10 protein-coding genes are annotated in these 13,099 nt (G+C 31.9%); 5 read left to right on the top strand and 5 right to left on the bottom strand.

All coding sequences use genetic code 11. The features are described from left to right. Nucleotides 1-501: 501 nt before the first annotated feature. Entirely contained in the window at nt 502-1,425 is a 924-nt protein-coding gene (locus AC1D0Y_RS27260) for a substrate-binding domain-containing protein (protein WP_477708194.1), read from the bottom strand. Between the two features lie 130 nt (nt 1,426-1,555). On the opposite strand from AC1D0Y_RS27260, the gene modA reads away from it, so the two are divergent. Beyond that, complete coding sequence (gene modA, locus AC1D0Y_RS27255; RefSeq protein ID WP_477708193.1) at nt 1,556-2,356, top strand: molybdate ABC transporter substrate-binding protein; 801 nt, start codon at nt 1,556-1,558, stop codon at nt 2,354-2,356. Nucleotides 2,357-2,663: 307 nt separating this feature from the next. Here modA and AC1D0Y_RS27250 read toward each other — a convergent pair whose 3' ends face one another. After that, nucleotides 2,664-4,604: a UvrD-helicase domain-containing protein gene (locus tag AC1D0Y_RS27250; RefSeq protein ID WP_477708192.1), complete on the bottom strand. Its 1,941-nt coding sequence runs from the start codon at nt 4,602-4,604 to the stop codon at nt 2,664-2,666. Next, the gene (locus AC1D0Y_RS27245) at nt 4,555-6,705 is read right to left on the bottom strand and encodes an ATP-dependent nuclease (protein WP_477708191.1); all 2,151 of its coding nucleotides are present in this window, start codon (nt 6,703-6,705) and stop codon (nt 4,555-4,557) included. Before AC1D0Y_RS27245 ends, AC1D0Y_RS27250 begins: the two co-directional genes overlap by 50 nt. A gap of 412 nt (nt 6,706-7,117) precedes the next feature. On the opposite strand from AC1D0Y_RS27245, the gene AC1D0Y_RS27240 reads away from it, so the two are divergent. After that, nucleotides 7,118-7,288 carry a hypothetical protein gene (locus AC1D0Y_RS27240; protein ID WP_477708190.1) on the top strand — a complete coding sequence of 57 codons (171 nt, stop codon included), beginning with the start codon at nt 7,118-7,120 and terminating at the stop codon, nt 7,286-7,288. Nucleotides 7,289-7,787: 499 nt separating this feature from the next. On the opposite strand, the gene AC1D0Y_RS27235 is transcribed toward AC1D0Y_RS27240, so the two are convergent. Beyond that, nucleotides 7,788-9,230 carry a hypothetical protein gene (locus AC1D0Y_RS27235; protein WP_477708189.1) on the bottom strand — a complete coding sequence of 481 codons (1,443 nt, stop codon included), beginning with the start codon at nt 9,228-9,230 and terminating at the stop codon, nt 7,788-7,790. After that, on the bottom strand, nt 9,227-10,288 hold the full coding sequence (locus AC1D0Y_RS27230; protein ID WP_477708188.1) for a hypothetical protein: 1,062 nt from the start codon (nt 10,286-10,288) through the stop codon (nt 9,227-9,229). The genes AC1D0Y_RS27235 and AC1D0Y_RS27230 overlap by 4 nt, the downstream gene beginning before the upstream one ends. Nucleotides 10,289-10,677: 389 nt before the next feature. Between AC1D0Y_RS27230 and AC1D0Y_RS27225 the strand changes: the two genes are divergently transcribed. The 3 genes from AC1D0Y_RS27225 to AC1D0Y_RS27215 all read left to right on the top strand — a co-directional run bounded on the left by AC1D0Y_RS27225 (nt 10,678) and on the right by AC1D0Y_RS27215 (nt 13,072). Continuing rightward, complete coding sequence (locus AC1D0Y_RS27225; protein WP_477708187.1) at nt 10,678-11,943, top strand: Y-family DNA polymerase; 1,266 nt, start codon at nt 10,678-10,680, stop codon at nt 11,941-11,943. 239 nt (nt 11,944-12,182) lie between these two features. Beyond that, complete coding sequence (locus tag AC1D0Y_RS27220) at nt 12,183-12,659, top strand: N-acetyltransferase family protein (RefSeq protein WP_477708186.1); 477 nt, start codon at nt 12,183-12,185, stop codon at nt 12,657-12,659. A 95-nt stretch (nt 12,660-12,754) separates the two neighbouring features. Next, nucleotides 12,755-13,072, top strand: a complete 318-nt coding sequence (locus AC1D0Y_RS27215) for a YolD-like family protein (protein WP_477708185.1) — start codon at nt 12,755-12,757, stop codon at nt 13,070-13,072. The last annotated feature ends 27 nt before the right edge of the window (nt 13,073-13,099 follow it).

Below are 13,099 nucleotides of genomic sequence, written 5' to 3'. Positions count from 1 at the left end.
GTTTCCGCATTTCCTCATGCAACCGACAAACTCGTTACCAAGAATGCCGTTTTGGATGGAGATCATCTCTACGTCTAGATGAGTAGCGTTAGCTACACTGTAAGAAAGCGACTTCTTGTCGCACCATAATGTCTCTTTCCGGAACACACGCAAAAAGAGAACCCTTGGCGTATAAGGATTCTTCAAGAGTTGGTTTCTCTCCAATATGCAGCTTTTTATACATCCTTGATAAATCAACGTTTCATTAGGAGATGAGTAGCCAGAGAATGAATAAAAAGTGCACCTTTTATTCATATGCAGAACGGTTCAAATAATTGATTTTGTATACAAATATGATATATTAAAAGTCAGACTATTTTTTACAAATTTCAACGTAACCCTATTTTTGAGCAACCTCCCGTCCACTGCAGAGGTTGCTTTTTATTTTGTTGATTTTGGAAATGTTTTGTTAAAATTATTATGTCTTTCTTCTGAAACCAAAAAGAAAATACTCCATAAATACTAATTGGCTTGAAAAATAACGGTTCCTGTTCTAAGGGCATCATATCCCTCAATTGAATTAATTTTATTTTTAAATTCGGTTGAATTCATGATTTCGATTAAACATCTAATCAATTCGCTATTCTCTTCCGTCTTCATAATGACTAAATCATAACTTTCTTTAATTAATGGAACAAATTCTATACCTACCATTTTTGCAGCCTTCTCAATTCCAATTCCTACATGTGCAAGTCCTTGTGCAACAGCTGAAGCTACACTAAGATGGTTAGTTTCTTCAATGTGATAACCATCTATTTCTGTTGGATTGGCGTTGTGCATGCGTATTTGTTCATCTAATAAAACACGTGCACCAGACCCTTTTTCTCGATTAATAATGGTTACAGGTTTATTAAATAAATCTTCCCATGTTTTTATATTTTGTGGATTCCCATTTTCTACATAAAAACCAGCCCATCTAGACACTAAATGAATAACCATATAGGAATGACCTGTTAAAATTCGTTTTATAAAAGGAAGGTTGTATTCTTCTGTATCTCCATCAAATAAGTGGGTACTTACAATCGTACACTTTCCATTATACATAGCAATAAGACTATTTAAGCTGCCATTATAATCCCGTAATGCTTTAAAACCTTTGGATTGAATACTAGCTGCAAGTATATCTAATGTCATATCTTGCCCACTTATAATAACTGTATTTTCGGTTGGAATATGTAGGTCTCCACTATCATTCTTTTCGTAATTCATTCCCTTATTTTTAGATTGGGTAATGTAATTTTCTAAATCAACTTGATCAATTCGATTTTGTCTTCCGACACGGTAAGCAGGCAATTCCCCTTTTTTAATCAAATCATAAACAGTTAGTTTTGACACTCTTAATAATTTTGCAACTTCTTCAGTTGTATAAGATCTTTCCTTTTTCATATTTTTGTCACCTCTATTTTTTATTTTACCTTGTTCAACTGAAATATGCCTTTTTGAAAAATCTAAAAATTTTATTTTATAACTAGTTATATTTAGTTATAATTAGTTATAAAATTCAGGAGGTATAAGTATGTTTAAAAGGTTCAATTTATTCATTATTTTACTATCACTAGCTTTATTATTCGGATGCTCTAATGCCAAACCATCAAAAGAAGATAACACATCTCAAGATTCAAAAGAAAAAATAAAATTGACTGTGTCTGCTGCAGCTAGCTTACAAGATGCTTTAACAGATATTGAAAAAAAGTATGAGAAAGAACACAAAAATATAGATTTAAAGTTTAATTTCGGGGCTTCAGGTACTTTAAAACAACAAATCGAGCAAGGTGCACCTGTAGATATATTCTTCTCAGCAGCAGAAGATAAATTTGATGAACTTGTACAAGAGGGGAAAATTGATAAAAAACAGGGTGTTGATTTGGTAGACAATGATTTGGTGTTGATTGTCCCTAAAGATACAAAGAAAAACATTCAAAGCTTCTCTGATTTATCAAAACAAGCTGATAAAATTGCTTTAGGTACACCTGAATCTGTCCCTGCTGGAAGTTATGGAAAACAAACATTAGAAAAATTAAAGCTTTGGAGTGCAGTAAACAGTAAGATTGTCTACGCGAAAGATGTACGTCAAGTTCTTTCTTACGTAGAAACAGATAACGTGGATGCGGGTATCGTATATAAGACGGATGCTTTGATTTCAGATAAGGTCAAAATTGTGGCAACGGCTGATCGAAAAGCACATGACCCTATTGTCTATCCTGTAGGTGTAGTCAAAGATACAAAGCATACTAAAGAAGCATCCTCATTCTATAAGTATTTACAAGGAAATGAAGCATTAGATATATTAGAACAATATGGTTTTATCAAAAAATAGAACAACGCCAGTCCAATTTTCATGAATAATCTTTACATAAAAGAGGAGTTCACTTAGATGAGCTCCTCTTTTAACATTAGATACGCTTTAATCTTTATGAAATGAAATAAAATAAACAGTTCGTAAAAGTATACGTTTACGAACTATACTTTCGGATAAAAAAACTATCATTTTCGTCGTTCATTTACGTTAGGAATTAAATTATGAACGTCTCTTAATGATCACACACTTTTACGAACGTTTTTGGAATCATAGAACTGCAAAAATGCTCAAAATATATTTGAGCATTTTTAATCTAAAAACTTAATTAATCAATATTTATAACTACCCAACCAGCATTAATAGCCTGTTTTTTCTTCTGTTCTAAATCTCCTCCTAAACTCTTTTTACTAATTGCTACTACTGCTAGATGTGTAGGTCTACTTAAAGCTACATACGCTGTCTTTAACGCATCCCTGATTACTTCACATAACGGTCCTCTTTTATTATTATAATTTGAATATTTTCCAATTAAGAAATCAAAAATTTCTGCACAGTCATAAAAAGTTTCTTTGTTCTCGTCAAATCCTTTTTCAACTTCAGACTGTACTAACAATGTTGCTTTATGAGTTTCACCTTTTACAGCATGAACAGTACCAAAGTTCACATCTTGTATCGAAACATACTCACCATCATTTTTTTCAATACTCAAATTTTCTTCTTGCTTTTGATAGCTTAAATAATTTATTTTAAATTGCTTCTCAATATATTTTAGGGACTCTTCTAACAGATTTTCTTGAGTAAGATATATTCCCTCTAATTTAGATATTCCTTCGTAGATAGTAACTACCTGATTTTTAGTAGTAGCATTTATAATACCTTTATTGAGATAAACATCTCTAACACAGGCAGCTATAAGACACTTAATTTCAAAGTATTCTTCTTTAGTTAACATTTCATTAAAATAACTAAGTGAGTATATTACTTTTTCATGTTTTAATAAATCATCTGTACGCTTTATATAGAACAATAACCCTCTCAATAGTACTTGAACGAAATTCCTTACTATTGTTTCAGATTTTACCTTCACGTCATTTTTCTTTTCATACACCGGATAGTATCTTTTTAATTGATCGTGTTTTAAGCCCACTACTCCAATTTTCTTCTCGCTAATTCTAAATTCCTCGTTATTTTGAGAAAATTCATTTATCAATTTTAGATATTCTTCAACCACTTTATCCGTTGAACTATAAATTAATAAGTGTGGCTTAAAAGAAACACGATTTGAATTTCCTTGAAGTGTTTTATACTCCTCTATACAAGTGGTCTTTAACACATTAGCTATAGTGTTACCAAACCTTGTACTATAAGATAATTCATCTTTGTCTACTTTTTCGTCTGAAGGTACCCATGCATCTTGGTCATTACCAAACATAGTATAAAGGGATTGGTACGGATCACCATATTTTTGTAGTTTTATAGAACTGTTTCCTAACACCTTTATTAGCAAATCATACTGCATAGCACTTGTGTCTTGAGCTTCGTCGATAAAAGCCCAGTCAAAACGGTTTTTAAAGGCATTAATAATACTGTTTTGGTATTTAGTAATATACCAGTTAGAAAAAGATAAGCAGTCATTATGTCTAAATACCCCAATCTCTAAAAGACTTTTAAAAGTATTAATCAATGCGTCTTTATAACTATCTGAACATTCCCCAATCAAAGTAACGCTATCTTTACTGTCAAACTCTAAGTAAGTATTTGTAATTTTGGTGGTAGGTGCCGGATAACTATAATATTCAGGTCTATGATCCTCGAACATGACCTTAAACCTCTCTTTATAAACTTCTTCCTCAAATATAGTAATCTCACCTTTTCCATATATTTCTCGGTAAGCTTTATAAGTAAAGAAATGATTAAAAAATTCATGTATTGTGCCTAAGAAGTGAGGATATTGCAAATTTTCTATGCCCATATCTTGCAATTTATTTTTGATCTCCTCTACAGCAACGTTAGTATGAGTGATTATACAAATTCCCTTACTATTTTGTTTCTCCATTTGTTTTAAAATGTAGGCAATTTTCGCTATTAGTACTGTTGTCTTTCCACTTCCAGGTCCCGCAACAATATTGGCACTTTTTTCAGATAAAATAACATTTTTTTGTTGCACAGAAAATTTGCAGTTAATTGGCAGTAGTGATCGTTCAATTTCCCTTAAATTAGCTATTTGAATTTTCTCTAACTGTTGGTTTTTCGATAATTTCTCCAACCCTCTTACCTCCTTTCGGTGGTTCCGTAACATGGTATATTGCTTTAACTAAATAAGCCAAATAAGGATCTTCAGAAATAGCCTTTTTTAAGTCCGGTTTTGAATTTTCTAATTTTTTAGCTAAAGCTTGTGCTACCACTGCTTTAGAAACGATCTTATCATTTAATGGTTTATATATTTCATAAGCAGCTTTTTCTGTTTGTTCAGACTCAGCCAGAATTTCAAAAATACTTTCCAGCTTCTTTTTATTTTTATCCGTATAAGGATTCTTATAACGTATCGAATGAACTACCTCAGCAAGTTCCTTTCTTAAAGAGCTTAAGGCCAACTCATACTCTAAAGTCCAATTAGATGCAACAAAAATTTCTAGATTAGGTTTAAAAGCTTCGAACTCTAATTCAATTTGCTTCTTTTTATTATCTTTTAATGTAGTTATTAATTCTTTATTTATAGGGGCAGAAAGAACTTCTTTTATCTCATCCTTATTATTCTTGTCAAATTCCAATGCATACTGATCCATTTTTGTTATGAAATCAGTAAACGAATTAAAAGTCTGACCAATTAATTCTTGTAACTCTTCGACTTCATTAGAAGTAGGCTCAATGGAAAGGGAGATTATTTTTTTTAATTTTTCCTTGTCTTGGATAACTAATAACTTTGTATTTTCCTTGTTTTTATCTACATAGAATTCTAAAGGTCTTACATCTACATCTGTAACAATCGAAACAGGTAGCTTTAATGGTGAGTATCCCTTGGCTAACCACTTTTTAGATCTTGAAAAAATTTTAGCATACCTTTTAAAAGCTGTATTTCCAATATTAACAATTGAAACCCCGTACTTATGTAAAGGCCTATCAATTAATTCAGCCAAAGTAGGTAACAATAAATTTTCAGCATCTCCTTCTACAAAAATTACTCCTTTTGCAAAGAACAGGTTCGCCTTAGTAGCATCTAAAAATCTCTCCAAAAATTTATAATCTTCTTCTGCTAAATTGGTATAATCTGATCCCATTGGATAAGCTTTATTATCATGAATTAATATAACGTGTTCTAAAGAAGTAGAGGCTGCAAGAGTTGTGCTATGAGTAGATAATATAAATTGACCATTATTCACCGTTACGAGATCAGAAGCTTCTAGATTTTTTTGTAAATATTTTATTAATCTAAGTTGTGCTTGTGGATGCAGGTGAGCTTCAATTTCTTCAATCAGGGTTAAATTGGCACCTATGCTACCATTGTCGTTTAATAAAAGCATTTCAGCAGCAATAAATAATAAATTTAAACTACCTAGTCCAGAAACTTTATCGTCTAATTCTAAGCTTAATTTTCTTAAAATATCGTTTAATTTCGCTGGGGTTACTTCAAACTTAGGTCTATACGTACTTTGTCCTTCTTTGGGGATATGAAAAAATTCCTCTAAATATTTCGAAACTTCACCTATTATGGTTTTTTCATCAATAGGCTTTTCAAAAAATTCTTCTATTTTTTTGTTTGTGTCCTTAACTATTTCTTCTAACTGATGATTTTCCTCTGTAGTTACCTTGAATGCTGAATAACTCTTTAGAATTTGAGCTAACCTCGAACGAAAACCAGGCTTTAGTTCATTCTTTGCGTCTCTTAGTGGTTTTAAATATGTCGCTTTTAATAATTCTTGTACAAGTCCTTCTAGCCTATTATCCGCATCAGCAGGACCAGCCTTTATAACTCTTTCAATACGATCACCGGTAATTTTACTTTCTACTTTTTTTGCTGTAAGCCTAACTATTAGTTCATAATTATCTTCTTCATCAAATGATAACCACTCTAAAAATAATCCAGCTTCTTGCTCACTTAATTCAGCAAATATACATTCTATTTTCATCTCATCACTTGATATACCTGAAGTATTAACATAGAAATCGTCTTCTGTAATTTTTAAACTTTCAGAGCTTACAGTTCCTAAGGTAAGATGGATTGCGTCGATAATAGCACTTTTTCCAGAATCATTTTCCCCAATTAATAAATTAAAATTTTTATGGAATTGCAATTCTAATCCGGGCTTACCTTCTTTGGACTCACCAAATTTTCTGAAATTCCATATTTTAATTTTCTTTAAAAACATATCAATGCTCCTCTTTTAGATTCTAAATTTTTATCATGACCAAATTTCTATATAATTACCTTTGAATCCTAATGATAGTAATCCAATAGACCTACCATCAAGAATATATTACCACATTTTTGATGTTTTTTTATTATTCACACTATAATATTTATATAATTCCCTCCCCAATAAGTAGCTTTAGTAGTTGGAGAACAGGTAGTTCATACAGCGATTTCTTGAGCTGTATAGACTTTTATTATGGGAAAAGTTGAATTTCCACAATTGTTTTTTCTAGTAGTTTAATAGATATTGACCCGTTAAATAAGCAACATTGGGGTAAGAAGATGGTTAAGTGCAGGGCTAATGAAAGAGGATTATACTTAGTTTTTTTTGTGAGCCTATTTGTTATAAATGTGAAGAAAAGGAGCAAATGCGCTTATTTCAAGACATCGATCGGCGTGAAAGAGCCTATGTACTTGTCAAAACGATTGATGACATTCGGCTGCGTTATGGCAAGAATAGTGTACTAAGTGCGTCTGGTCACCTTCCTTATTCCACAGCTCGTTATCGAAATGGTCTTATAGGTGGGCACAAAGCTTAGAATAAGAATCATATTCGAGAAATAAAAAAAGAGTGTTGCCTAGGTTAGGCAGCACTCCTGTAATGATAATTTGCATGGCCATTATAACATTTATTTGACTCTGACTAATGCAACACAATTACATTGTGTTGCATTATTTAAGTTACTGCTTAACTATTAAGTAGTAACTTTTTTTGACTTAACGAAAAACGATAGATAACGTTAATTTATTACCATCATTAGAAATAAAAGAATAAGGGGGCCAAGTCGCGAAATAGTTGGGTCTTATTGAACTTTCATATGGAACCCAAAATCTTTAAAAAAAGGATACTTTTAGGTAACTCCTTAAAAGTATCCTTTTTTACATGCTTTTCAATTTAAAGGTATGGTATTTTATTGCTTGTTATTACACGTACTTAATTCACATCGCTAGAAAAGATCTCCATGACATGTGCACAGAAATCGAAAGGCATTTTTACTATTTATGCATGCTTTTCTAAAAGGTAAAAATATTAGATTGTTATTCTTCTAATAGCTTATTTTTAATTTGTATAGTATGCAATGGATGTAATTCTTTATACTTGTAAATAGAAGCAATAATTACCTGATTTTCTGTAAATTCATCCATCAGTATATTCATTGTTTCACTAATATTTTCTTGATCTACCTCTCGACCACTGGGGGAATCAAGAACTATAGGTAATTTAATACCTATAATTTTTTGAATTTCCAAAATGTAGGCCATTTTAAATGAAAAAACTACTTTATGTAATACTGCTCCACTTAGTGATTTCAAATCTGAAGTAAATATATAATCTGTGCTAGGGTTTATAACATCAATTACTCCTAACTTTCGGGCGAATTTTGTGATTGATTTATGTAAATTATCGACGATAGCATTATTAATAATAGTCTTATTTAGAATAGACTTCTTTAGCTTTTTATTCTCTTTACTTAGCTGGTTTATTATCTTCCTTATTTGTTCAGGATTAATATCCAAATGAACTATCTGACTATCAAGCTTCTCAACTTCAGATTGAACATCTATAAGATTATAGGAGTCTCTGAGCTGCTGTTTTAACTCGGATAGCTTTGTATTTAAGTTAACAAGTTTTATTTTAAGCATGTTATAACGTGTATCTATATATCTTTGATTATCATCAAAGTGTAAAATAGTACTTTTATTAACTGGTACGGTGTTTCCGGTGTGTTGATCTTTAACCACTAATTTCATTCTTTCAATAAAGTTGGTAAACTGAGTGTTTTCATTTTTAACTTCTTCAATAGATTTTAACTTATTTTCTAGTTCATTTTTATCAAAAGTAAGCAATTGAATTTGATTCTCTAGTTCAGATGTATAGTTGGGAAAGTCGATATTATTAGCAGACTTTGATACATGCTCTTTATAATCAATAATATTCTGTAATTGTTGATATTTTTTCAGTTCTAATTCTACTGCTTTTTGCTTTTCACGTAGATCTGTTACATCCCTATCTGATAATCCTTGTACTAACTCTTCAATATTAAAATGAATACTTCCTATAACGGTACCCCTATTTAGTAAGGTCCAGCCTTTGTCTTGATCCATATAAATCGCACCCAGAAGATTTTTTAAAATTGCTTGATTTGTTGTGCCCCAAATGAGACTTTGTAAGTTTATTTCCTCGTTTGGTAATATGAATGAATAATTATCCTTTTTATTAATAGTTAGTGTAATAGAATTATTTAACCTTCTCGTCTCCATATTTTCTTTCTCATTGTAAAAATTACAAATAACAGTACAATTGTGGAATTTAATCCTTTTGGTCCCTGGCACATTGTAACCTAGAGCGTAAAATAAAAATCGTAGTAAAGTAGATTTTCCTACACTGTTCTTCTTACTATATATCAAATTAAAATTAGCATTAAAATCAAATCTTTTTTCAAATCCATCACTGATTATGATTAAGTAGTTAATTTTCATAGCAATCCAGCCGCCTCTTTTACATTATTTATTGTGAATCGATTTTTTAGTATTTTTATAATTACCAATTTAGTAACACCCTCTTTTATTTCTAAATCGATAGGCCCGTTAATAATAAAAGAGACATAAGATTGCCATTTTGTTTCAACAAACTGCTCAAAAACTTGCTTTCCTTTTAATTTACGGTGTGCATTGGTATAGTTTTTGAAATCATTCATGACACGTGTAACAAATTCAAACTGTTCAGTTTTTTTCTCTATAAAAGCACTATACTTTCTATTAATTTCTTTCATTGCTCCTATATCATATTCATCAAAGAAATCTCCATAAGAAGGAGGTTTAGAAGATTCTAAAACGACAATTGGCCAAATTAACTCTTCTTTCTTCAGTTCTACATGTCTAGTTGCAGCATTTTGAAAGAATATACTTTGCCAATAATTCATTACATCATGCGCTACCCCATCTGGTGCACTTATTTCTGCATTAACTAAGAACTTTTGTACGGCTTCATAGATTATTCTATATCTTGTTTCATCATTTTGGCCAAAAAAAGGGAATGCACAGATTTTAAGCTTATCATACTCTAAATTCGATATATCTAATTTATAATTCTGAACTGCGGCATTTATATACTTATTTATAATGTTTTTCGCTTGATCATTTAACTCATTATAAGAATATATTATGAAATAATTACCCCAAAAGTAATCCAGCTGCTTGTTTTTTAACGGGTTCATTATATTTGAAATATAAATTATTTGTTCGTATTTACTCTGATTAGTAGCATTTATTAAAGTTTTAAGAGCATCTTTTAACTTTGTTAATGTATTTGTACCTGGTGTGGGATCTTCTTGTGACTTTGCTTGGACAAAAATTTTTTTATTATCCTTTAGATATAACTCGATATCATCAATATCGCCTTCAACTTTTAATCTCTCTAAATCTTTTATGTTTTTAAGGGCCAACAAGATAGCTGCATTACTTTGAAAATCCCAACCGAATGCAGATGCTGTTGCATTGGTATCAATAACCGGAGTAGAACCTGTAGAATTCACCATTTTGATCACCTAGTCCATTCTTAATTATTAAAATTATTTTTATTTTATCTGCTTGTAAAACTTAATTACTATTATAAAGAAGTATATTGGTATTTTGTACCTATGAAGGGATATTTTAATTTTGTAATTAAAATATTTATTTTTTCTTTCAAGCACGAAAATACTTAAACATAAAATTTTATGTTATCCGCGGTGACTTTAATTATGTAATCTGAATCTAATTTTAAATTTAAATGAGATATAAAATACAATATTAAAAGGTTAATTTATATTTTATCTTTAATTAGATAGCAATAATCGGGAAAACTTTAGAGTTTTTGTTGAATGAAGAACGTTTGTTCTTATATAATGGATAGAACAAACGTTCTTTTATTTAAGGAGTTCTTTTAATGGATTATGGGCAGCTACCAAACAGAATCATTATTTGTATAGACATGAAATCGTTTTTTGCCTCATTTTCCTCTGTCATACGGGGATTAGACCCATTGAAAACAAGGCTTGCGGTGGTAGGAGATATCAAAAGGTCAGGATCGGTTGTGTTAGCAGCCACACCCTTATTAAAGAAAGAAGGGATCAAAACAGGAAGTCGCCTCTTTGAAATTCCTAAAAGGAAAGATATCCATGTGGTGAATCCATCCATGGAGAGATATATTAAGGCTTCGAACTATATTTCGAGTTTGGTGTTACAGTATGTGGCTCCTGAAGACTTTCATGCGTATAGCATTGATGAATTGTTTATTGATGCGACAGCTTCTTTGCATTTATTCGCTAAAACACCAGAAGAACTGGCCCATAAAATTATCAACGAGATTTATCGCAAGACACGGCTAACAGCTACTGCAGGTATCGGTCCGAACCTCTTACTGGCGAAGGTGAGCTTAGATCATGAGGCCAAGCATAGCCCAACAGGAGTTGCTTATTGGCGATATGAAGATATTCCCTTTAAGTTGTGGTCGATTCATCCAATGAAGGATTTCTGGGGGATCTCGTCAGCTACAGAAAGACGCTTAAACCGTTTAGGCATCTATACCATAAAAGAGCTCGCTCTTTCTTCTAAAGAGATGTTACAAAAAGAATTTGGCATCATGGGCGGAGAACTTCACCAACATGCCAACGGCATTGATTACAGTCGTATTTCCGATGTGTATATTCCTAGCTCTCGTTCTTTTGGAAAGAGTCAAATTCTATTTCGCGATTATACAAACCGAAAAGAAGTGGAGTTATTGCTGTTAGAGCTATTGGATGACGTGTGTTTTCGCTTACGGATGCATCAAGTGGTGGCTCAAACGGTCCATTTATCGATTGGCTACAGCAAACAAACAGGTGGAGGCTTCTCCAGACAAAAGAAAATGGGGAGAGCTTCGAACTTAAGCCAAGATATCTTTCCGTACTGTTTAACCATTTTACATACCTTTGATAGTGGCATGCCGATTCGTTCCATTGGCATTTCATTATCAAACACTAGTATTCAAGAAGAGGAGCAAATGAGCTTGTTTGAGGATATTGATCAGCGTGAAAGAGCCTATGCTCTTGCCAAAACGATTGATGACATTCGGCTGCGTTATGGCAAGAATAGTGTACTACGTGCGTCTAGTCACCTTCCGTATTCAACAGCTCGTTATCGAAACGGCCTTATAGGTGGCCATAAAGCTTAAGGAGGAAAAAGAGATGGAACATAGAGAGATGAAAAAAACAATAGCATATTATAAGAGTAGATACGAAGCATACAAAGATTGCTATTCATCTATTGTTTTTTCCGTGTAGGATAAATAACAGTACTCAAAATATACAGTATCTATAGTATTCGTAGTATAAGTATTTGGAGACGAATTTAAATATTGGAGTGCAAATGGTAGTTAGATGTTAAACAATTATTGAGAGGCAGGAGAAAAATATGGATATATCCATTCGAAAGGCTAATAAAGACGATTACGAATCTTCATTGTCTTTATTCAGGCAAGTTCATGATTTACACGTTTGCGAAAGGCCAGATTTGTACAGAGAGAATTCCACTCCAGTAAGTGAAGAATTCTTTGAAAGTCAGCTAAATGATCTCAAACAACATATTTTTGTGGCTACCATTGGTACTGAAATAGTTGGAATTGTTGTGATGAAGGAAGAAGAAATAATTGAAAATTCATTTATGAAAGCAAGAAGGGTATTATTTATAAACAGTTTATGCGTTGCTCAAGCACAGAGAAAGAAGGGGATAGGAAAAAGGCTTATGAAATATGTTTTTGATTTTGGGAGCAGTCTGAAAGTTGATAGTATTGAACTAGGAGTATCAGAGAAGAATTTTTCTGCAATTGAATTTTATGAATCCATTGGTATGACAACAAAGAGTAGAAAAATGGAGATTATATTAAATTAACGAGTGCTTATCTTTAATAAGTTAACATTGTAGACATGGATACATCGATAAAAATCATCAAAACGACAGCTCTTTTAAAGGAAGGTCTTGATAAAATGAAAAAATGGCATCCATTCGCCACTATGCCAGAGCAATACATAGAGTTACAGGAAATAATAAATAAGCAAGAAGAAGTAGCTCAACCTGTTTTAACAGAAGAGCAAATGGAACAGATGAATTTCACCTTGATTGAAGCCTTACATACAAATAAACAAGTACACCTTACATATTATAACAAAGGACAATGCATAACTGAGAAGGGATTCATTCAGTTTGTTGATTCTCTTGGGAATTTATTTATTTTCATTGATGATGTATTTGAGTTAAAGAATAAAATGAGATTAAGCGAGCTAATTGATGTTCGCTTGGCCTAGTTCCTGAAGAAATCGTGTGCAGGAATC

Source organism: Priestia sp. P1_B12_1, assembly GCF_056406695.1.
Note: the sequence above shows the minus strand (reverse complement) of the source record. Positions and strands in the feature narration are given on the sequence as shown.

Bases quoted from the DNA above. Each gene is read 5' to 3' on its own strand.
- AC1D0Y_RS27215 (WP_477708185.1), top strand. From the start codon at position 12,755: ATGAAAAAATGGCATCCATTCGCCACTATGCCAGAGCAATACATAGAG.
- AC1D0Y_RS27235 (WP_477708189.1), bottom strand. From the start codon at position 9,230: ATGAAAATTAACTACTTAATCATAATCAGTGATGGATTTGAAAAAAGA.
- AC1D0Y_RS27240 (WP_477708190.1), top strand. From the start codon at position 7,118: ATGCGCTTATTTCAAGACATCGATCGGCGTGAAAGAGCCTATGTACTT.
- AC1D0Y_RS27260 (WP_477708194.1), bottom strand. From the start codon at position 1,425: ATGAAAAAGGAAAGATCTTATACAACTGAAGAAGTTGCAAAATTATTA.
- AC1D0Y_RS27230 (WP_477708188.1), bottom strand. From the start codon at position 10,288: ATGGTGAATTCTACAGGTTCTACTCCGGTTATTGATACCAATGCAACA.
- AC1D0Y_RS27245 (WP_477708191.1), bottom strand. From the start codon at position 6,705: ATGTTTTTAAAGAAAATTAAAATATGGAATTTCAGAAAATTTGGTGAG.
- AC1D0Y_RS27225 (WP_477708187.1), top strand. From the start codon at position 10,678: ATGGATTATGGGCAGCTACCAAACAGAATCATTATTTGTATAGACATG.
- modA (WP_477708193.1), top strand. From the start codon at position 1,556: ATGTTTAAAAGGTTCAATTTATTCATTATTTTACTATCACTAGCTTTA.
- AC1D0Y_RS27220 (WP_477708186.1), top strand. From the start codon at position 12,183: ATGGATATATCCATTCGAAAGGCTAATAAAGACGATTACGAATCTTCA.